Origin of the sequence: Blautia segnis (genome assembly GCF_014287535.1) — a bacterium.
GTDB classification, from domain to species: domain Bacteria; phylum Bacillota; class Clostridia; order Lachnospirales; family Lachnospiraceae; genus Blautia_A; species Blautia_A acetigignens.
Map to the genome: position 1 here is coordinate 1 of NZ_JACOOT010000020.1, position 19,761 is coordinate 19,761.

A 19,761-nucleotide genomic window follows, 5' to 3' on the forward strand; every position below is an offset into this window, starting at 1 on the left:
TCACATCCTGATGTTACAGCATCTGGATGCATGGGATCTGCCATCTGAATCTCCCCTGAGAAAGTTGATTTTGGATGTAGCATAATCCTATTGACTATCATACCACGCTTAGAGCCATAGTGAAAGCTATGTTTATTTCTCATGCCGTTTTTTTGTTCCAGAAACAATATCTACTTTTCAAAGTTCACTGCCAGAGTTTCGCTGGCATGATCAATCAGAATTCCGAGAGATCATTATATTGTACCAAAAAACAATCGCAATTTCTATTCATTTACTATAAATTACATTCTTTCCCAAAACGGAAACAAGAGTGGGTATTGTTTTTGAATAAAAAAATCGCATTACCTACAACGAACTTTGCAGAAAATACAGCAAGGCGAATTGTTTAATTATATGACGGAGCGAGGGCTCAAAGGTTTTCAGAGTGGCAAATACGGAAGTACCGCATTGCATTTGACTTCCCTACAATATCAAATTAAGCAAGACTGCCCAGACCTTTTTATTGGTGTTGATCTTGCTATAATTCATAAACGAAGTATAGCATGAAAAAGTGGTTTTTTGTATTGGATTTCCATCATATAAAAAACTGCTAAATTGTATCTAAAAGATCACAATCTAACAGTTTTCCATTATATGGTACAATTTACAAAAATACCAATTTATTATGATTAATACGTTGGAAGAAGGCCTCCATTGCCTGTCATGCAGACAATGGAACAAGCCTTAGGGAAATAAAATACTTTTATTTACAAGAATAAAGTATATACTTTTCTTTTAAATAAGTACATGGATAAAATTACATAAAACATGCACAAAATACAATAGTTAGTCAAATGAATACCAGAGATTGATACAATTAATTTTCCAAAAATACCTTATTCAAATATTTTTTTTGCCTTCTCCAGATTCATTTTTCCATTCACTTTCAAATAAATTTTTGTAATTTTAAGCGGCTCACCTATCTCACTGCAAAGCTCCTGCGCCTGTGATAAAGGAATATATATATCTTCATTTTCCGTTACGGCAGTTACTTTACATGGAAGATAAACAGTTTGCTGTTCATTTTCTTCGTGTCCAGTTAAGGATACCGGATAATCTGCCGCGCCAGAAAGCTCTTTTGTATTTTCAGAAAGTGCATAAGAAATGGTTAGATTTTCTCCCATTTGCAGGAATTTTTCCTGTTGTTTTTTTGAAATGGAATGATTATTTGAGTCTTTCATGTTTTGCAATGATTTACTTCCAAGCAACAACACCGGTGTATTTCCTAAATCATTCTGCTCTGGATTTTCTCCAAACGCATTCAGATCGATTCCTAAAAAGGTGGCTGTTTCCGTATAATCTTCAATCTTGATGGTTACTGGAATTTCCACAACAGGCCATATCTCTTTTATCCCTTCTATTTTTTTTGCCTTTTTCAAAAAATCATCATCATAAGTAAGATCTCCAAGGGAAACCAGTGCTGAGTATTGTTTTTTCCCGTCCTGTATTCCTAAAAAAAGCTTTATAGAGAAAAATAATGCCAATATCAGAAGAAAACCTACAAAACAGGTAAAACTGTCTATTCTATTCTTTTTCAATGGGCATCCACCTTTCTGGTTTCTTCCAGAAGTATGTTTTTCTTATGAAGCTTGCCCAAAAGAAGTAGAATCACAGAAACAAGCAGTACTGCAATAACTACAATAACGGAATACCACCAGCTGTTTGTTTCTTCCTGGTCATCCTCTATTTTTAAAGACTGGATTTTAGCTTCTTTAATCTCAGACTCAAACTCTGTACTTTCCTCATAGGAATTGCCGGCTGCATCCTCATAAGTAAGAATCAGTTTTCCGGTAATCCTGCCAGGAAAAGAACCGTCATCTTCTTCTGATTTTCCTTTTACATATACACGGAGACTTCCTTGTACTGCTGTTCCAGCTTCTACTGTTCCTAAAAAAGCGGACTCTTTTGGATTCAATCCGTCTGCTTCCAGCCGGACACTTGCATTATATATCTTATCCCTTCCAAGATTCATTGCTTTCACCGGAATTTCTACCGTATCCATGGTATATAAAACGGAAGGAATATCAGAAGCTTCCAGTTTTGCACGCGCCGGCTGAGTGATCTGAAAGGACAGCGTTTCTGTACCTGCCGCTCCCGTCGCTTTTGAATCTTCGTAATCCAGAGAAAAAGAAACTGTTGCCTGACCTGGGGCACATTCCTCTGCTATAGTGACCTTTTGCTTCAGGGTAATTGCTTCTCCTGGAGTCAGTCTCTGAACATAAAAAGAGTTTCTCTCAAATTCAATTCCCTTTGTATCCGCAGAAATAGAAATCTTTAGACCAAATACATTCTGGCTACGGCTTTTATTCCGGAATGTCAGTGACATTTCTGTGACAGTGCCTGCTTTTAGATTTTGTCCGGAAAGATTGTTATCCTCTAAAAGGACCTGCGGTTTATGCAGTATTTTCTCACCAGACGAGCTGGCAGAAGAACCGCCTCCACTATACCCTCCAGCAGAATAATCCCCACTATCTATAACAGGATCTGTGATCTGTATTCCATTATCTGTATCAGTATTTCCATTTTCTATTATGACATGGATTGTCTTCTTTTCGTCCTCAGCAGAAGCGTCTTCTGATATAAATCCATCCAGGTCAGAATTTTGATTTTCCGAATCCGTTTTTTCAGGAGTCTGTTCCTCAGTTTCCGGAATCTTCTCATCTGTAGGATTGTTTTTTTCCTCTTCAAAAGGCAATGTACTGTCTGCATCACTATAAGAAGCTGACTGATCTGCTTCCAGAACAGACTCTCCCACAAAAGCAGCTTCCATATTCCCTGCATCTTCTGCAAAAACAGATGTCGGCAGAAGCATCATGAAACTTAATATTGCGAATGTGGTTTTCACAAATTTTTTTCCCATTTTCAGGCTGTCCTTTCTCTTAAAACTCCGCCATCCATCTCATATACGTGATCACATAAAATCCGGATATCCTCATCATTATGGCTTGCCAATAAAATGGTTTTTCCAGCTGCCTTTAAATCAAGCAAAAGTTCCCTGATCTCTGCCACGCCGTGTTTATCCAGACCGTTAAATGGTTCATCCAGAATCAGGAAGCGAGGATCTTCCATAATGGCCTGTGCAATTCCAAGGCGTTGCCGCATTCCAAGAGAGTACTTTCCAACCGGCTTTTTCATATCCGGATCCAGTCCTACTTTTTTTAGGATCAGGCGGATATCTGCCTTTGAAATCATTCTTTTCATATCTGCCAGTATTTCCAGGTTCTTTACACCGGTATACTGGGTAAGAAAGCCAGGCGTCTCAATGATGACACCAAGGCTTTCTGGAAAATCTACATCACGACCAATTTCTTTTCCGAAAACACGGATGGTGCCTGTGGTAACAGGAAGGAATCCGCAGATACATTTCATAAGTACTGTTTTGCCAGAGCCATTATTTCCTACAACGCCGTAAACCTGTCCCACCTTTAAGGTAAGATTTACTTCTTTTAATACCGGATCTTCCCCGAACCTTTTGGTTACGTGTTCTATTTTCACACAGGTATTTTGAAATTCAGATTTCTTCCACTTTTCCATTTAAAACACCTCCAAAAATTCCCATTAACACCAATAAAAATAATAGCAGAAATAACCACAATCCCGCTTTATCCGTTCCCCAGTTTCCATCTGCCAGAATCCATTCCACTGGGTAAAACCAGATCTGGTCTTTGAAATAGCGGTCATGAAGTATAATTCCAAAATAATAGCTGACAAAAGGAATCCCATATGCCATATAAGCTGAATTCCATAAGGTACCACAGATTCCACCAAAAGTGCTTAGAATACTTCCGATCAGTCCCATCCTAAGAGCTTTCATAAGCAGCTCCAGAAACTGTTCCTTTGGAAAGCTGCCTTTTATTTCCATAGGATAAAATATAACAAAATTAACAAGAAGTATGGTGCTTATAGCAAATATCCAGACTAAAAATCCAGATGCCATAACAGAAAAGACTTTTCCTTCCACATATAGCCTGCGGTTTGTCCTGGGAAATGCAGCTTTTAAAAATCCACTTTTATACTCCTGTAAAAAAGAATCACTCCACGGCAGTACCGCAGCTACAGGGATGGCAAAAGATACCATCTGACTTTTCAATGAACCATCCAGCAGGCTGATAAAAGTTCCACATGTTAATGCTTTTTTCAAACTTGGATAAGTCTGACCTGCTGCGATAGAAAAGCAGGCAATCAGCCATGCCGCCAGGAAACTCCTGCCAAGAAGCATACGTTTTGTTTCTACCCGCATAGATATTTCCCCTTCTGATTATGTTTTTTCTCCCAGAAATTCAAAGGGATATTTTTTCATCCTGCGAAGTGCCAGAACCATAAGAACAAATAAAATACCTGCGAAGAACATACAGGACTGCCAGATGGTCGGAAGTAATGGATCATAGCCAAAGTTATGTTTTCCATATACAGCCTGGTTCAAAGGACTGATCCAGCAGATCAGTACATTCACCTGATACATTTCATATTTTTCCTTATGCAAAATTGCGGCTACCACACTGGGTTCCAGTAAAAATCCAAATACACTATAAAGTAGTCCAAACACCATGCCTTTTGTTTTTCCTTTATAAAGATTTCCAACAAGGATCACAAAACCAAGTGTCAGGGAATAGCAGAATAACAGGAGAAAAACCTGCAGCATACAGCCATACGGAGAGATACTCTCCATGACTCTTACTGTAGAGGGGACCTGCAAGTTTTTCCCCAGTTCAGAATATCCGAGCATGGCAGCAGTCTCGCTCCACAGGTTGCCCGGATAACTGTCCTTCATACACAGTACAGATGTAAATAGCAGCATCAATACTGTATAAAGAGCAGTCACAAGAATAATATAAATAAACTGTCCCAAAAGCCATTTTTTCTTTGTTGTTCGAATTAACTGATATGGAGTAACTGGTGTCATCTTTGGCAGGTCTGAGAACAGCAGAAGCAACAGAAGAGAACTGAGCAGTACTGCTGTTCCATCCCCAAAGGTCCAAAGAAATGGCTCTACGGCCTGTACCGGTGTATCATAGTTTTCCATAACAACCATGATTCTTCCAGTGAGAAGAAAGCTAAGTACAAATTCCAGAAGGAAGGTAAAAATGACTTTTGGATTTCGAAAATAGCCAAAGAAATTGTAATGTACAATTCCAAGTACCTGCTTCATATCAGTAGCCCAGATCCCTGTCTATAATACTGCCATCCACGGCGTTAATGGTAAGGAAGCTCCAGCTTGGATAGTCTGTGATGTCCGAGTAACTATTCCCATCATAGTCACCTTCCACTTTTCTGCTTCCAAAGAAATCCCAAACGGGAACCAGAAGACCTGTATGCGGATCTGTGGATGGTTCATAAATTCTGGCATAGCCCAGAACAATCCGGTCAATGTCATAAACTCTTGATTTTTCATATTCCATATTATCTGCATTGGTTACTACCATCATTTTTTCATATGTTTTCATAATCTCAGAAAATGGAAGAAAGTTTAAATTTTCTGTTTTTGTCTCTCCTATGGTATAAGGGTTTGAATAAGACATGCTTTCAATTCCATCTTTATCGACAAAGAAATAAAGACTTTCATAAGACCAGGTTTCCATAGTGCTGTCCATATCTTCCAAAGCACCGCCATCTGCCATTGTCTGAGTAATCGGAACACCGTTTATAGTACGTGTGTAATAAATCGCATATCCGCTTCCAAGATTACTTAAACTATTATCCTCTTCAAGATTATTGCACAATGCATAACTCCAGTCTGAAAACTGCAGATCTGTAATCCCCATTTCATCTACTTTTTCCTGTACCATTTTTTTTGCTTCATCTAATGAAACCCCAATGGACTCCTCAGTAGGTTTTTCTCCTTCACTGGAAGAAGTATACTCAGACCAGGTCGTGTCCACAGGCAGCTTTTCCCCGCCAGATTTTGCCGTTTTTCGGATTTTGACAGATAAGGTATCGGATCCGTAGGAAGATGTCTTGTAAAAATATTCCGTTCCATCCGGCATCTGTGCAACACCGGAGAATTCATTTTCCGCAGTACCATTTTCTGTCTCCTGGGAGCCTGCAACAGGTCTTCCTTCTACCAGAGTCTTCGTTTCCGGAGCAGACTCATATTCCTGCTCATACATCTCAATTTCTCCATAAATGTCATAAATATAATTTCCATCTTCATCTGTTCCATAGTTATAGGGATCCAGATTTCCGTTTGCTACATCTTCTTTTAGTTCATCCAACGTTTTTTTGATTTCATCCTTTGTCTGGGTATAATAGCTATCCGATGTATACAGCTTTGCCTCTGAGAAAAAGGCATCTGTAATACGGTCAAGAAGATCCTGTGTAACTTCTGCAGGCGTGACAGAAATTGCGGATATCTTTTCTACATCCGGTATTTCTACGGTGGCATCCGTGTTCACTACAAGTTTTGCACTGTCATCTGTAGTCTGACTTTTATAAGTTTCCGGAGCATTGAGCAGGTCTCGAATAGTTGTTCTTACCGCTGTGTTCTTATCCTTTGTATTTTCAGAAGAGTCCTCCTTCACCATATCTACGCCTTCAGCTTCTGTATAAGCATCTTCTGCCTTGCTTCCTTTTGGTTTTACAAGGGAAGATTCCGGGGTCTGGGCACATCCAGTGAGCATTCCTATACAAAGTGTTAATCCTACAATTTTATTTATGTTTTTTCTCATGTTGGATAAATTCTCCTTCCTGTTTATGTCCACAAGTATAGCATCTTTCATTACACCAAATCTTCCGCAAGTTGTAACTGTTCTGTAAATTCCAATTATTTACCATAAAACAGATATGATCGTTCCTTTTCCCAGATGACTTGTAATTTCCAGCTGAAATCCATGTATATCTGCAATTTTCTGGCATAGCGCAAGACCAAGCCCAACACTTCCCTTTACTCTGGAACGTGATTTATCGACCATATAAAAAGCTTCTGTTACTCTTTTCAGATCCTCCTCTGGAATTCCCTTCCCATAATCCTGAACGGATAAATGATTTTGGGTTGCCTCCAGTACGATTTTTGAATTCTCATCGGAAGCCTTGACTGCATTATCAATAAAATTTGTTACTGCACTCATCATAAGGTCCGGATCAAATGTTTTTCTAAGATTCTCTGGATTACAATGAATCTCAAGACAAATATTTCTCTCCTGAAGCCTGTAAATAACAAGTTTTTTTACATCTTCCAGAAATTGATTCATCTGAACTTCCACTGGAACAAATTCTGCTTCACCTGTTTCATATAATCCGGTAAGTTCCAGCATTTTCACTGAAAGCCTGGAAAGCCTTCGGCATTCATTTCTAATATAATCAAGCGCTATCTCCTGCCTCTTGGGAGATAGGCGTACCGTTAGAAGTGTATCTGCATATCCTATGATTGCGGTCATTGGGGTCTTTAATTCATGGGCCAAACTTCCAAGCAGCTGTCTCTGTGCCTGGTTTACGGAAGAAAGCTTTTCAATCTGCTCCCTTACTTTACCTGTCATAAGATTAAAGCTTTTCCCAACCTGTGCCAGTTCCGTTTTTCCCTCTGCTGGCACTTTTATCTCATAATTTCCATTTGCCACAGAAACAGCCGCTTCCTTTAGCCTTGTGAGCGGTTCCATAATTTTCCGCAAAGTCAAAAACAGGAAAAAGCCAACAAACAGAACCAGAAACAGGGTAAACCCTCCTGCCTGATAAAACAGTGTCTGACTCTGTTTTTGTACACTGGTAATATCTTTGTAGGTGACAATCTGATAGTTCATGTCTGTAGAACTGTAGCTGGAAAAATAAAAGAGCAAAAATACGTTGCCATTTGTTTTGCTGATCAGTGGTTTATCACAATAGCTGTCATTTTCGAATCCATCGTGTTTGTTTTTTGTTAGGTTTCTGATATTTTGCAGATCAAACTCATATTTTGTCCCATTATATTGTTCTTTTCCATCCTGATATAAAACGGCACTGTCGTGGAATACCTGACGAAAAGTATAAATAATCATTTTTTCCCGGATTTTATCATCAGAGTCCTGTGTTTTACTTTTAATCCGCATTAGCATGTTTTCAAACTTAGAAATATTTGTTTGAAACCTGCTATTTTCATAACTGTTGATATTCTGTATGCTCTGATTTTTCCACCTGTAAGTTGTATAGAAAAAAATTCCAGATGACAGCAGAAGCACCATGCAGATTACCTGTAAAAAAATTTTTGTAAATAGCTTCATAAATCCACCTCAAGTCGATAACCAATTCTGGGAATGGTTTTGATTTTATCCTGCCAGCTTAGTTTTTTTCTGATGCGTCCAACGTGTGCATCCACAGTTCTTGTTTCTCCGCAGAATTCCTCCTTCCACAGTTCCTGCAAGATCTGGCTTCTGGTAAGTGCTTTATTTTGGTTTTTTACGAACACCATAAGGCAGTTATATTCCATAGGTTTTAAATATATTTCTTCTCCATTTTTCGTAACTATGTGACTTACGGTATCAATTATGACATCGTCTATCTGAATCTGTTTCGGTGCCGTTCCATAACGATCTAATACTTTTTCCAAACGCACCATTACCTCCAGCATTTCAAAAGGTTTTACTATGTAATCCTCGGCTCCGTCTTTTAACCCTTTTACTTTACTTGTAACATCAGCCTTTGCCGTAAGAAATATAACCGGAATACCAAACTTTTTTAATTCCGGTAAAAGGGTATAACCATCCTTTCCCGGAAGCATAATATCCACAAGTGCGCACTGAAATTCATGGCCCTGTGCGACGCCTTCACTTGCATCATTTCCATCCAGATAACCTACTGTTTCATAACCAGCAGCTTCCAGATTCATACAAAGCAGATCATTGATTGCCATTTCATCTTCTATCACCAGTATTCTTGCTTTCATAATAATGTTCCTTTCATTTTACACAAACCCGATTATTTCTTTATTGTGCGTGATTTTTACTATTACAATTATACACTAATTTCAGTACTGCGAACGTAACCGATTTGTAAAGAAAAAGGAATCAAGAACGATCCATCTGGAAGTCGTTTTGATTCCTCAAATCCCACTACATTTTTGATTTCATTTTGTTAATTGTGTTTATATGAGTCACACCCTCCCTCTCTTAGAACTGTCTATTTCCCGACAGACAATCATGAGAAAATCTCACCACAATAAATGAAAACTGGATACTAGCTATACGTTATGTAGTGGTATACTTAAGGTGCCGAATAAGATCGGAAGGGGATTGGTGCTTACAAGCCCGTCCGACAGACTGATTTTCAGCTCCTTAGGTGTACCACTTTTTGTTTCCATCGGTTTTTGATGAGGACGCAGGACAGCCAACAATTAAGCAAGGAGCTGCATCGGCTTATGCGAAGGAGGTTTGCTTTATGGAAGTATTGTATAAGCGGTGTTGTGGGATTGACATTCATAAAAATATGATGGTAGCCTGTATTTTTACGAGTGTCAGAAAAAAAGAAATCCGTCAGTTTTCAACAATAACGGAAGATATTCTCCAATTAGTTTCGTGGCTGAAAGAAACAGATTGTGAGATGGCTGCCATGGAAAGTACGGGCTCTTATTGGAAACCTGTATATAATATATTGGAAGAAGAACAGATACCGATCATGGTTGTGAATGCGCAGCATATCAAAGGAGTTCCCGGACGTAAGACGGATGTAAAAGATGCAGAGTGGATTGCCGATCTGGTACGCCATGGATTAGTAAAAGCAAGTTACATACCAAATAGGGATCAAAGAGAACTGCGAGAAATAACCCGTTACCGCCAGGAGGTAATTGAAGAACGTGCTCGTGAATTAAATCGAATCCAGGCTGTGTTAGAAGGCTGCAATGTTAAATTGAGCAGTGTAATTACCGATATCAGCGGAAAAAGCGGTATGACAATTTTAAAGGCAATTGTATCTGGAGAAACAGATCCGGTTGTTTTAAGTGAACTTGCCGAAGGAAGAGCCAGAGATAAAATTCCAGAAATGCAGAAATCCCTACAAGGACGGATATCAGAACATCAGCAAAAAATGTTGAAACATCAACTTGGGCATATTGAAAGCCTGACCGCTTTAATTATGGATTTAGATGCAGATATTAAAAAAAACAGAATCCATAAATTGGGCAATCGAAGCTTTGGATGATATGCCTGGGATTGGAAGAAAAAGTGCAGAACAAATTTTAGCGGAAACTGGTGTGGAAATGGAGCACTTTCAAAATGAATCCCGTTTCAGCTCATGGGCGGGGCTTGTGCCTGAGTGTAAGGAAAGCGCCGGAAAAAAGATGAGTACACGAATACGGAAAGGAAATAAATATTTGAAAGCAACGTTGGTGGAATGTGCTCGTGCTGGAATACGAAACAAGCAAAGTTATCTCTACTCCCGTTATCAAAGAATTGCCGCGCGCAGAGGTGGGAAAAGGGCTTTAATTGCAGTAGCCCATACCATGTTAATCGCGATTTATCATATACTAAAAGAGAAAGTTCCTTATCATGACCTTGGAGCGGACTACTACTCCGTTATCAATCAAGAAAAGATAATCAATAGGAATATTCGTACATTAGAAAAGTTAGGGGTAAATGTAATGATTCAGCCGAAATGAATCTCTTTAACTGTATAATTAAGAGAAGGAAATAAGCCCGCCAAAAGGCGAGCTTATTTAGAATGCTTGTTTATAGGTTATCGCTGAACTACGTTTTCAGGACAGCCCCTTCCTATAAAATCATATGTTACACAAGTGTCTGTCCCATTGCCGATGCAATTTCCTTTAACTTGTCGATAGCATAGCCTGTATATTTTGAAATCTTATCGACAGGTTCCTTTTCCTTGATCATCATTTGGGCCAGGGACATTTTTTCTTTTTCAACTCCCTGTTTCATTCCTTGTTCAATTCCCTGGTCTACAAGAGCTCTACTTAGATTACACATGTCTCTCACCTCACTCTCAAATTCTTCTGTCATGGCAATATCAAAATCTTCATGTAACCGCTTCTTTTTTTCTTCTGGCGTGGCGCCCATATATTATTTTCCCTAGCGGTAATTAACATTTCAAGTAATCCCTTTGGCTTGTTGTGTCCACCTTATAGGGTACATTATAAAAATCTTCATATTGTGAAAGATTAATAAGTTCTTTGAAAAATGGGCAAGCCCAAAACAGACCTGCCCATCAACAATATTATCCTACTTATTTCATTGCACACAAATTCTCATCAATCCATTTCTGGACATCTTTTTCGCTTACCTTAACCAGACGGGCGATCTTTTGGATATTCATGCCTTCTTCTGCCATAGAAAGAGCGGTTTCTTTTTTTGCCTTTAGCTCGCCACGTTTCTCTCCGCTTTCCATTCCTTCACTATAGATTTTCTCCATTTCATGGCACATAAGCTCAACCCCTTTCTGTGTCTCTTTCAATTCATACATTCGTTTTGCAAGAATCGGACTGTGCATCTCATCTGCCTTTTTACAGTGTAGATCATGCATCAGTCTTCCCAGTTCTGTGTCATCCTGTTTCCGGGAATTTACATATATGATATGTGCTTCATCTTGAAAAGCTTCGTTCAGTTCTTTGATCTGCCGGTCAATGTGGTAAATGGGAAGTCCATATCCAAGAATATCGTCCCTGGTAATAAAAATTACATAGCTTTCCGGCAGTTTCTCAAAATCCTGTCCGGGATTTAAGGTATTCATATCCATCAGTCCACTATGGTACCGGGCTCTTTTGGGGGAAGCTCCTTCATTATCCTGCTGGATTTCCACATCAAATTGTTTGCCTGTGGAATCCCTGGCAACGCAGTCCATTACTGCGGAGCGTCCCTGCAAATTTTTATAATCTTTTTGGATTATCTGATCAATCACGTGTAAATCTTTTTTCTTCATAATGACCTGCAAAACATATTCCAGACATTCTCTTTTCTTGAACACGTTTCGCATAAATATATCACTCATGAGTGTAAAATTCTTAATAATGCCTTTGTATTTTTCGTAGCGTGACTCTAAATCACTGTTCAATAGGGTGTTTTCATCAGCCATTTACAGCAATCACCTCCTGGCATTTTCGATTGATGAATGTAAAAGTACTTTTATCTGATTCTATCTTAACATTAATGGAATTCCTTTACAAGATACTTTTTATGATGAGTGAACAGATGCAATAGAAAATACCAGCAATAGCCGTCTGGAAAGCGAACTGTAACCATAAGAAGTATTATTAGATAACTGATAGATTGCATAAAAACTTGTTTTTTACAAAAATATCAAATTTTGTCACATAAAAGAGGCATGATACGAAGTCTGAAACGGGAAAGTGATTGCAAAAGGTGGTCAAAAATGGCCTTTTGTCAAAGGCTTATTTTGTGTTATTAAATCCCTTTTAAGCTTAAATAACACAAAATAATACAAAATGATACAGATAAAAAGGTAGGAAATAACATCAAATAGAACTAAGTGATTTTAAAAGGGAGTAAGTAAAAAAATCGTGTCCTAGACATCCGGAAAACAAAACGCCACACGGACATCTATCCCGTCTAAATTTTTCATCACAGAGTTGACCTCCCCGCCGATGTAGCGGGCTGCTTTGTCAATACTGAGCAATATTTCATCACTAAGTGCTAATTTTCTCATTCTTTTCCTTTCACAATTTATCACTATTTGCCAAATACAGAACTTCTTCTGTTTAGATTTGGATAGTGACTTTTTTTCTGAATAAGTGGGAAAAATAATGCTCATTTTTGAACCTATTTTTACCCCGAAAACGGCATTTGGTCACTGCGGTACCGGCTGTGGTATATGCCGTTAATTATCCTATTATAATACAGGTCATTTCAGAAATTCAAGAGAAATCGTGTGCTTTTGTGGAAATGGTGAAAATTGTCTGCTGTCACTGCTTTTTTACAAGATTCTTTCTTTTTCAATGTTTTTTTCATTTACTTAATTCGTTCCCATATACCTATCTAAGTATTCTTCCACCGTCTCCATCCACTGTCTGCTTATTTTATTATCATTTTGTAGTCCATGTCCTGAATGTGGAAGCACATAATATTTGTAATCAACATTGTTTTCTTTCAGAGCTGCCTCAAGTCTCTTGGATGCTTCAAATGGTTGAACATGATCACATGCTCCATAGGCTACCACTGTAGGAATTGGGTTTTCGCATACCCAATCTGCTGCTGAAATTGCCTTCATTTTTGAGGCATAGCTTCCATCAGCTATCTCATTCGGAGTTATTTCTGAGCCACTCATAACACTGAATAAACCAGCCCCTGCTGTTCTTGATTCATCGTTGTCCACTCCTAATCCAAAGATACCCCAGTCCTCTACATAAAAGCTTGATGGTCCAACTGCTCCAAAGGTAAACACAACCGGCACAGGAGCCTCATCCGCATCTCTATAAGCATAAATCATTGCAAGTGTATGTCCGGCTGAGCCACCGGCTACTGTCATTTTATTTATGTTATATCCATTTCTTTTTGCTTCTTCAACAACCTGTGGAATTGCAGCTTTTATTTCATTAGATTCTTGGAGTACGCTTGCGTTATTGAATTCTGTCCGTAAAGTATAGTTAATCCCTGCGGCTACATATCCTTTCTTACATAACCATGCCAGCATTTCCTCGTCATCCGATTTATCACCGGAAGTAAATCCACCTGCATGGATATAAACCACAAGTCCATAGTTTGCTTTTGATGAATCCTTAGGTAAATATAAATCATATTTGTTCAATTCCCCTTCTCCATATGAAATACCAGTAAGCTTTGTTCCTATTTTCTCACTCCACTTCATAGAATAATCTGCCATCCAAGAAGGCTGTATTAACAGTTTTGATAGAATACCTATAATAAAAGCCCCAATAAACACTAATATTCCAATCCAAATAGGCACGGTTTTTTTCCTTCTTTCCCTTTTTTCTTTGTTTTTAATCATAAGATGTTACCTCCAAATAAAGTTCCACCGAGCAACAGGTTCATAAGTGCTCTTACCGCTACCCTTCCAAGTACAAATGCAACAATTGCAATGATTCCAATTATGATGATTCTTTTTACTTGTATTGACATTTCACGCCCTCCTGTATGAATATTGATAAAAATGTATTGACTTTTCGTCGAGACGATTGTATCATCAAATTGATGTTGAGACAAGTGTCTCGGCAAAAATGAGACACTGGATAGGAGTTTGTATCAGCATGAATAATCAAGAAAAAAACACATATGTACGTAACCAAATACTTACAACTTTACTGGAAATGATGAAAACCGAAAGCTTCAACTCAATTACAATAAGCGATCTTGTAGCAAAAGCAGATGTTGGGCGTGCATCCTTTTACCGAAATTACCGAACAAAAGAAGACGTCCTGCATGAAGAAGCAGAACGCCTAAAAAAAGAACTTAAAACCATTCGCAAGAACGATAACCCTTATGATGTTCGATTAATCTTAATCCGTACTTTGGATTTTTATAAATTACATACGGACTTTTACATAACATTATATAACTCTGGTCTTAAGCAAATGATCCAAGATTCTATTGTTGATGAATCATTGATATCAGACAATCAGCCAGCTCCTCTTGCATATACCGCATCCGCTTTTTCCTATCTTATTTATGGTTGGATAATCGAATGGATCAGACGTGGAATGAAAGAAACAAGTGATGAGTTGATTGCTATGTTTGAAAATAGTTGAACAAATTATTATTCTCAAAAAGCAAAATTGCAGTTATCCCTATTACAAGGATGAGCAACAGAACAGTTACAGTAAATCCAAATAACTTTAATACTTTAAAAAGCATCTTTTTCGTCATTAATTCGTCTTTCTTTTTTCCCCAATCCTTCCGGCTTTGATTTCTTCTTCAATGAACGGAAGCTTTTTATCCAGATCATAAAGCACTGATAATCCCAGGCAAACCAGGCAAATCACGGTCGGCATCCAAATGTAGAGCAGCTTGATGGCGTGAATTGCACTGGTTGGCTGTACAGCCAGAGATGCATCAAATTTTCCTGCATCCAATACGAATCCCAGGATGATCGTTCCCAGTGCAGATGACAGCTTATTTACAAAAGAGAACGCTGCATTTCCCATTCCGATTGCTGTCACACCGCTCTTCCAGGTTCCATAAGTAAGTGTATCCTGCAGAAAGCTTCCCGCAGGTGCCGCAATGAAACCAAATCCAATTCCCACAATTGCAGAAGCTGCAATAACAATCGTCTTTTCTAAAGTAATCTGCGGCAGAAACCATCCTACAGCACTGATTGCAAGCCCTATAGCCATGGTATTTCTTTTTCCGATTTTCGTCATAACTGGAAGAGCAAGAATAATACCCACTAATAAAACGATATATAACACAGAAGCCAATGTTCCCTGAAGACTGATATCCTCCATTACATATTGCGCAAAATATACTGTCGCGCTGGAAGCATAGCTCATTAGAAAATAGAATCCCAGGCACATAACCAGACATAGAATCCAGTATTTGTTGGTAAACAGAGATCTGATTGCTGTCCAAAACGGCACTTCTGCCTCCCGATGAACGGTTTCTTTTTTCTCTTTTTCCTGTTTAGTTAAAGTATCCTCTGTTTCCCGGCTTTCAGAATCGGAAACATTGTGGATCCGTTCCCTTGTCAGCAGAAAAGCTAGTACTGCTGCAGCTGCATAAAACACCAGATAAACCAGTATCGTCAGCGTAAATCCTCTTTGTGTGTATGTTTCTCCGCCACCAAAGAACTTACAGATTTTCATAAAGAAATTCGTAACCAGAATTGTAAAAACTGTATTGGAAATCATACTCATGACTCCTACGATTCCTCTTGACCTGGTATCCATGGTCATAAAACCAATCATGGAAGAATGTGCAATCGCATTGGCAGTAAAACAGACCGTTGAAGCAAGATTATATGTAATGAAAACATAAACATATTTCCAGGTCTCTGATAATCCCGGCGGCATCCAGAACAGAAAAAGCATACACATGGACAACGGCAGAATCATCCGCAAATACCACGGTCTTGCCTTTCCATATTTGCTTTTGTTCTTGTCAATGATACGTCCCATCAGGATATCCGATACTCCGTCAAAGCATTTGGAGATAGCCATGACCACGCCTACCTGCGTCAGACCAAGATATAATACATTAGAATAATAAATCAGCAAAAAAGCGGATACAATATATCCGGCAATATTGGTTCCTGCCCCGAAAAAATATCCAAGATAATCCGGAAATCTCAATTTTGCATCCGGAGATAAATCTCTTTTCTTTCTTATCATGATTTCTCCTTTACCACACTTTTCTTCCATATGTGCTACTATTGCACATTCAACCTTATCTTACTGATATCTTTGATTGGTTCTTCCATAAAAGCAATATCAAAATAATCAAGCGTCCTGATATCCCCATGAAAAAAACACTTCATTTCACCAATTCCAGGAAGATCTACCACATTTTTTGTCTGAGGAACCTCGTTTTTCAAAAGAAGCATCATGTGGGAAAGATACTCTTTGGGAATCGCACAGCGGTCATGGGCAGAATACATCACATCAAAATCTGCTGTTTTCAGATTTTCGAGAGAGGCGCAGAATTCTTCAAAGCTCACCTGTTCATGCAGTCCGTAAAGAAGTCTTCGTGCACAGGTATCTCCCGAAAGCAGCACTCTGCATTTTCTGTCAAGAAGCAGAATACTTCCCGGCGTATGTCCCGGGATGTGAAAAACTTCCAGCTCCCGTCCGCCAAGGTCGATCACATCGCCGGCTTCCAGCCCATGGATGATCGGACATGGTTCCACAGGTGGAAATCCCAGCATTCCTTTTTTCAGTAAAAATTCATCTTTTGTATTCATCCACACATCCTGGTACTTGTTCAGATAAAATGCATGGTCATAATGCCCATGGCTCAATACAAGCTGCACCGGTTTACCGGCAAGCTTTTCTGCATACGTCTTCAGTTCCGTTGAATTCACTGCCAGATCAAAAAGAAGTGCCTTTTCTTCTCCAATAATCAGATAAGAATTCGCAGTTGCATTTCCCGGTGCCAGAGATTTTCCATCTTCTGTAGGCCCCTGTTCCGGATCAGAAATCAGATAGATTCCCTGCGCAATCTCTACATGAAATAATCTTGCTGTGTTTTTGTTTTCTTCCATAATATTTCCTCCGCATTAAAATGAATCCATACAGTTTAAATGACTATCCGTAATCCGCTTTATTTTTCTGATTCGGTTAACTTCCAAATACAAGTTCCTCAACTTTCTCGCTGATATACGAACCTGAACCTCCAAGATCTGAACGATTTGTCATAAAAACAGCTTCCAGTTTTTCATCCGGACAAACAAAAAAATGTGTTCCGAATGCTCCACTCCACCCATAAGTTCCCTTATGTGCATAACTTCCCGAAAGCTCTGGATTCTGTCTGATTTTAACGCTCAGCCCCCAGGTAAATCCTGGTTCCGGTTCCAGATGCTGCTTCTGAGCCTCTGTATGCATCAGACACACTGTTTCAGGTTTTAAAAATTGTTTTCCCTGATACATTCCATTACTGCAAAGCATCCTCGCCATATGTTCATAATCCGTAATCGTACCATACAGTCCGCCGCATCCGGCTTCATACCGATAAGCACCATGCCGCAGAAATTCCTGCGTATCCTCTTTCGTATCCGTTACATCTACCAGTTTGTTTCCTTTCCGTTTTACCAGCCTCACCAGACGTTTTTCTTGCTCTTTATTCGGAAAAAAGGTGGTATCCTTCATTTCCAGAGGTGCAAAAACTTCTTTCCGCAGATATTCTTCAAAGCTTTTTCCAGACACCAGACTGACGATATATCCCAAAATATCAAAGCCTGCCATTGGTGAATAACCGGTATCTGTCCCCGGCTGAAAATCCAGGATATAAGAAGTGTAACGCCTGATACGTTCTTCCAGGGATTTATCCTCCGGTTTCATCTTCATAAAGGAAAGCAGCCCCACCCAGCCCTGTTCCAGACCGGAAGCATGGGAGAGCAGATCACGAATCGTAATCTCCCGCTTTGCCGGTTCAGTCTTCACTTTGTCCATGCGGAAAGTAAGAACATTCCACACCATCTTTCGTTTTTTCAGATTCTGACTTATATAACGTGGATCGCAGCAGACGGGAAGCCCGGCAAATTCAGGAATGTATTTTGAAACTTTGTCATCAAGTCTGATTTTTCCTTCTTCTATCAGTTTCATAACGGCTACACCTGTCACACATTTCGACATGGACATCAGACGGTACATGGTATCAAATTCAATTGGTCGGCTATGTTCCAGATTTTGGAATCCCCACTTGTTTTGGTATATGATCTCATCTTTTTTTCTCACAATCAATGCTCCACCGAGCATTTCCTTATTGGAAATGTAGGCATTCATTACTCTTGAAATATCCTGTGTTTCCATTTACTCTTCATCCTTTTCAACTTCAGTATTAATCAAATCCTTCTTACTATAGTCTTGTCTTTCTACAGAATATATTATTATTTTTATCCCAAATTGTAATCATTCTATTTTGTTTACATATCATATAATCTTGTTTTAATCCGACTGTATTGGTCAGATAGATCAGCACAAAACTGATTATAAGTCCATGCAAGCCTGATCAGCTTATTCTGCAAAAAAATATCGGGAAATGTTCAAAAAATGAGGAGTATGCCATACGATCCGTACAACATACTCCAAAGAATCTATGAAAATATCATCCTCTTTTTCTTTTATTCATAATTCTCGATTCTCCATTCATTATGCCAGTCGATATATACCATATCACCGTCAAATCTCAGAGGAAGCCACACATAATCTGCAATCGAGGTGTTTCGGAAAGAATACCCTTTCAGATAGGTCGCCATCTCTTTCATTGCATTATCTGAATGATGATCCGAATCAAAATGTTTGCGAAATAGCCTGCCATACACCTCATACTCAAGGTGCTGCAATCTTGGAAGCCAGCGGTCTGCGCATGCAATATAAAGGTCTTTTTTCTCTTCTACTTTAAAAATACATGAAATCTGAGAGTGAAAAGATGTATTTGAAGAATCTCCTACATGCGGGTTTCCAAGCACTGTAAACGGGCCATGCCAGGTATCTGCTACAGCTGCTTCTGATGGATTCGGAAAATAATCCGTTGTGCCGGAAGTAATCAGATAATGCTTCCCTTTTCTGCAGAAATGTGCAGTTGCCTCACGAACATCCGGAGGACACAAATGCGGAAAATGTGTACTGTAATATCCAGTGACACCGGTATAATCATCCGTAAGATCTGCACAAATGGTTTCTGAATGAACCCTTTCAAAATAATAATAAGCTTTCCCGTCAGGTGCCACAGCCAGATCAAAATCTCCTGCACTCATACCAAGGGGACGGAGCCCCTCCTTTACCATTTCATATGGACCGAGAATATTGTCAGCTGTCATTACCGTTTCCGTCTGTACCCCATCCTTATGCATAATCTTCATCCAGCATACATATTCTCCTGTCATCCTGTTGTAAATGATGTGGGGACGGTCCAGCATTACACTGGTAGGGCAAAGGGATGATTCCGGTTTATCCGGTTCCGGTTCTATGATCAGTCCTTTATCCTCCCAATTGTACAGATCCTTAGAAGCGTAACATCTCACACCCCATGTCCAGATATCATTGTCCCCTGTGGTTTTCTCTTTATTTTCACCATACCAGTAATAGGTTCCATCAATATAGATAACAGAACCGCCATGTGCATGGATCCGTTTTCCTTCTGTATCCAGCCAGATCTGGCCCGGATGAAATGCATCATACATTGC

Annotated in this window: 20 protein-coding genes; 3 read left to right on the top strand and 17 right to left on the bottom strand. The window is 39.1% G+C overall.

Going from position 1 to position 19,761, the window contains the following annotated elements:
- Positions 1–875: 875 nt before the first annotated feature.
- The 8 genes from H8S54_RS08900 to H8S54_RS08935 all read right to left on the bottom strand — a co-directional run bounded on the left by H8S54_RS08900 (position 876) and on the right by H8S54_RS08935 (position 8,890).
- The gene (locus H8S54_RS08900) at positions 876–1,577 is read right to left on the bottom strand and encodes a hypothetical protein (RefSeq protein ID WP_243176736.1); all 702 of its coding nucleotides are present in this window, start codon (positions 1,575–1,577) and stop codon (positions 876–878) included.
- Positions 1,574–2,899 (bottom strand): COG1361 family protein, encoded by a 1,326-nt coding sequence (locus tag H8S54_RS08905; RefSeq protein ID WP_186901323.1) that lies wholly within the window; start codon positions 2,897–2,899, stop codon positions 1,574–1,576. The genes H8S54_RS08900 and H8S54_RS08905 overlap by 4 nt, the downstream gene beginning before the upstream one ends.
- Before the next feature lie 2 nt (positions 2,900–2,901).
- Entirely contained in the window at positions 2,902–3,573 is a 672-nt protein-coding gene (locus tag H8S54_RS08910; protein ID WP_186901324.1) for an ATP-binding cassette domain-containing protein, read from the bottom strand.
- Positions 3,551–4,279 (bottom strand): ABC transporter permease, encoded by a 729-nt coding sequence (locus H8S54_RS08915; RefSeq protein WP_243176738.1) that lies wholly within the window; start codon positions 4,277–4,279, stop codon positions 3,551–3,553. The genes H8S54_RS08910 and H8S54_RS08915 overlap by 23 nt, the downstream gene beginning before the upstream one ends.
- Before the next feature lie 18 nt (positions 4,280–4,297).
- On the bottom strand, positions 4,298–5,188 hold the full coding sequence (locus H8S54_RS08920) for a hypothetical protein (protein ID WP_173735712.1): 891 nt from the start codon (positions 5,186–5,188) through the stop codon (positions 4,298–4,300).
- 1 nt (position 5,189) lies between these two features.
- On the bottom strand, positions 5,190–6,704 hold the full coding sequence (locus tag H8S54_RS08925; RefSeq protein WP_186901325.1) for a DUF6034 family protein: 1,515 nt from the start codon (positions 6,702–6,704) through the stop codon (positions 5,190–5,192).
- Positions 6,705–6,803: 99 nt separating this feature from the next.
- Positions 6,804–8,006 carry a sensor histidine kinase gene (locus H8S54_RS08930; protein ID WP_243176739.1) on the bottom strand — a complete coding sequence of 401 codons (1,203 nt, stop codon included), beginning with the start codon at positions 8,004–8,006 and terminating at the stop codon, positions 6,804–6,806.
- A gap of 218 nt (positions 8,007–8,224) precedes the next feature.
- Positions 8,225–8,890, bottom strand: a complete 666-nt coding sequence (locus H8S54_RS08935; protein ID WP_186901327.1) for a response regulator transcription factor — start codon at positions 8,888–8,890, stop codon at positions 8,225–8,227.
- Between the two features lie 491 nt (positions 8,891–9,381).
- Between H8S54_RS08935 and H8S54_RS18200 the strand changes: the two genes are divergently transcribed.
- Together H8S54_RS18200 and H8S54_RS18205 are read left to right on the top strand one after the other, a co-directional pair.
- Positions 9,382–10,140 (top strand): IS110 family RNA-guided transposase, encoded by a 759-nt coding sequence (locus H8S54_RS18200; RefSeq protein ID WP_243176740.1) that lies wholly within the window; start codon positions 9,382–9,384, stop codon positions 10,138–10,140.
- Positions 10,085–10,597 (top strand): transposase, encoded by a 513-nt coding sequence (locus tag H8S54_RS18205; protein WP_243000360.1) that lies wholly within the window; start codon positions 10,085–10,087, stop codon positions 10,595–10,597. Before H8S54_RS18200 ends, H8S54_RS18205 begins: the two co-directional genes overlap by 56 nt.
- Before the next feature lie 127 nt (positions 10,598–10,724).
- Here the strand turns inward: H8S54_RS18205 and H8S54_RS08945 are convergent, their stop codons facing one another.
- The 5 genes from H8S54_RS08945 to H8S54_RS18455 all read right to left on the bottom strand — a co-directional run bounded on the left by H8S54_RS08945 (position 10,725) and on the right by H8S54_RS18455 (position 14,045).
- Entirely contained in the window at positions 10,725–11,012 is a 288-nt protein-coding gene (locus H8S54_RS08945; protein WP_117854452.1) for a hypothetical protein, read from the bottom strand.
- A gap of 166 nt (positions 11,013–11,178) precedes the next feature.
- Positions 11,179–12,024: an Rpn family recombination-promoting nuclease/putative transposase gene (locus H8S54_RS08950; protein ID WP_243176742.1), complete on the bottom strand. Its 846-nt coding sequence runs from the start codon at positions 12,022–12,024 to the stop codon at positions 11,179–11,181.
- 450 nt (positions 12,025–12,474) lie between these two features.
- A complete protein-coding gene (locus tag H8S54_RS08955) occupies positions 12,475–12,615 on the bottom strand; it encodes a hypothetical protein (RefSeq protein ID WP_186901352.1) in 141 nt (46 codons plus the stop codon).
- 306 nt (positions 12,616–12,921) lie between these two features.
- The gene (locus H8S54_RS08960; RefSeq protein ID WP_173717428.1) at positions 12,922–13,914 is read right to left on the bottom strand and encodes an alpha/beta hydrolase; all 993 of its coding nucleotides are present in this window, start codon (positions 13,912–13,914) and stop codon (positions 12,922–12,924) included.
- The gene (locus H8S54_RS18455; RefSeq protein ID WP_279288575.1) at positions 13,911–14,045 is read right to left on the bottom strand and encodes a hypothetical protein; all 135 of its coding nucleotides are present in this window, start codon (positions 14,043–14,045) and stop codon (positions 13,911–13,913) included. Before H8S54_RS18455 ends, H8S54_RS08960 begins: the two co-directional genes overlap by 4 nt.
- Positions 14,046–14,173: 128 nt before the next feature.
- On the opposite strand from H8S54_RS18455, the gene H8S54_RS08965 reads away from it, so the two are divergent.
- Entirely contained in the window at positions 14,174–14,671 is a 498-nt protein-coding gene (locus H8S54_RS08965) for a TetR/AcrR family transcriptional regulator (protein ID WP_173768397.1), read from the top strand.
- 117 nt (positions 14,672–14,788) lie between these two features.
- On the opposite strand, the gene H8S54_RS08970 is transcribed toward H8S54_RS08965, so the two are convergent.
- From H8S54_RS08970 to H8S54_RS08985, 4 genes are all read right to left on the bottom strand, one after another.
- Positions 14,789–16,249, bottom strand: coding sequence for an MFS transporter (locus H8S54_RS08970; RefSeq protein ID WP_186901328.1), 1,461 nt, complete (start codon positions 16,247–16,249; stop codon positions 14,789–14,791).
- 38 nt (positions 16,250–16,287) lie between these two features.
- Positions 16,288–17,118, bottom strand: a complete 831-nt coding sequence (locus tag H8S54_RS08975; protein ID WP_186901329.1) for an MBL fold metallo-hydrolase — start codon at positions 17,116–17,118, stop codon at positions 16,288–16,290.
- 76 nt (positions 17,119–17,194) lie between these two features.
- Positions 17,195–18,385 (bottom strand): serine hydrolase domain-containing protein, encoded by a 1,191-nt coding sequence (locus tag H8S54_RS08980; protein WP_117855092.1) that lies wholly within the window; start codon positions 18,383–18,385, stop codon positions 17,195–17,197.
- A 311-nt stretch (positions 18,386–18,696) separates the two neighbouring features.
- On the bottom strand, positions 18,697–19,758 hold the full coding sequence (locus tag H8S54_RS08985) for a family 43 glycosylhydrolase (protein ID WP_117855090.1): 1,062 nt from the start codon (positions 19,756–19,758) through the stop codon (positions 18,697–18,699).
- Positions 19,759–19,761 lie beyond the last annotated feature (3 nt).

Coding starts and splice junctions, on each gene's coding strand:
- H8S54_RS08905 (WP_186901323.1), bottom strand. CDS start 2,899: ATGGGAAAAAAATTTGTGAAAACCACATTCGCAATATTAAGTTTCATG.
- H8S54_RS08910 (WP_186901324.1), bottom strand. CDS start 3,573: ATGGAAAAGTGGAAGAAATCTGAATTTCAAAATACCTGTGTGAAAATA.
- H8S54_RS08915 (WP_243176738.1), bottom strand. CDS start 4,279: ATGCGGGTAGAAACAAAACGTATGCTTCTTGGCAGGAGTTTCCTGGCG.
- H8S54_RS08920 (WP_173735712.1), bottom strand. CDS start 5,188: ATGAAGCAGGTACTTGGAATTGTACATTACAATTTCTTTGGCTATTTT.
- H8S54_RS08925 (WP_186901325.1), bottom strand. CDS start 6,704: ATGAGAAAAAACATAAATAAAATTGTAGGATTAACACTTTGTATAGGA.
- H8S54_RS08930 (WP_243176739.1), bottom strand. CDS start 8,006: ATGATTATTTATACTTTTCGTCAGGTATTCCACGACAGTGCCGTTTTA.
- H8S54_RS08935 (WP_186901327.1), bottom strand. CDS start 8,890: ATGAAAGCAAGAATACTGGTGATAGAAGATGAAATGGCAATCAATGAT.
- H8S54_RS18200 (WP_243176740.1), top strand. CDS start 9,382: ATGGAAGTATTGTATAAGCGGTGTTGTGGGATTGACATTCATAAAAAT.
- H8S54_RS18205 (WP_243000360.1), top strand. CDS start 10,085: ATGCAGATATTAAAAAAAACAGAATCCATAAATTGGGCAATCGAAGCT.
- H8S54_RS08945 (WP_117854452.1), bottom strand. CDS start 11,012: ATGGGCGCCACGCCAGAAGAAAAAAAGAAGCGGTTACATGAAGATTTT.
- H8S54_RS08950 (WP_243176742.1), bottom strand. CDS start 12,024: ATGGCTGATGAAAACACCCTATTGAACAGTGATTTAGAGTCACGCTAC.
- H8S54_RS08955 (WP_186901352.1), bottom strand. CDS start 12,615: ATGAGAAAATTAGCACTTAGTGATGAAATATTGCTCAGTATTGACAAA.
- H8S54_RS08960 (WP_173717428.1), bottom strand. CDS start 13,914: ATGATTAAAAACAAAGAAAAAAGGGAAAGAAGGAAAAAAACCGTGCCT.
- H8S54_RS18455 (WP_279288575.1), bottom strand. CDS start 14,045: ATGTCAATACAAGTAAAAAGAATCATCATAATTGGAATCATTGCAATT.
- H8S54_RS08965 (WP_173768397.1), top strand. CDS start 14,174: ATGAATAATCAAGAAAAAAACACATATGTACGTAACCAAATACTTACA.
- H8S54_RS08970 (WP_186901328.1), bottom strand. CDS start 16,249: ATGATAAGAAAGAAAAGAGATTTATCTCCGGATGCAAAATTGAGATTT.
- H8S54_RS08975 (WP_186901329.1), bottom strand. CDS start 17,118: ATGGAAGAAAACAAAAACACAGCAAGATTATTTCATGTAGAGATTGCG.
- H8S54_RS08980 (WP_117855092.1), bottom strand. CDS start 18,385: ATGGAAACACAGGATATTTCAAGAGTAATGAATGCCTACATTTCCAAT.
- H8S54_RS08985 (WP_117855090.1), bottom strand. CDS start 19,758: ATGTATGATGCATTTCATCCGGGCCAGATCTGGCTGGATACAGAAGGA.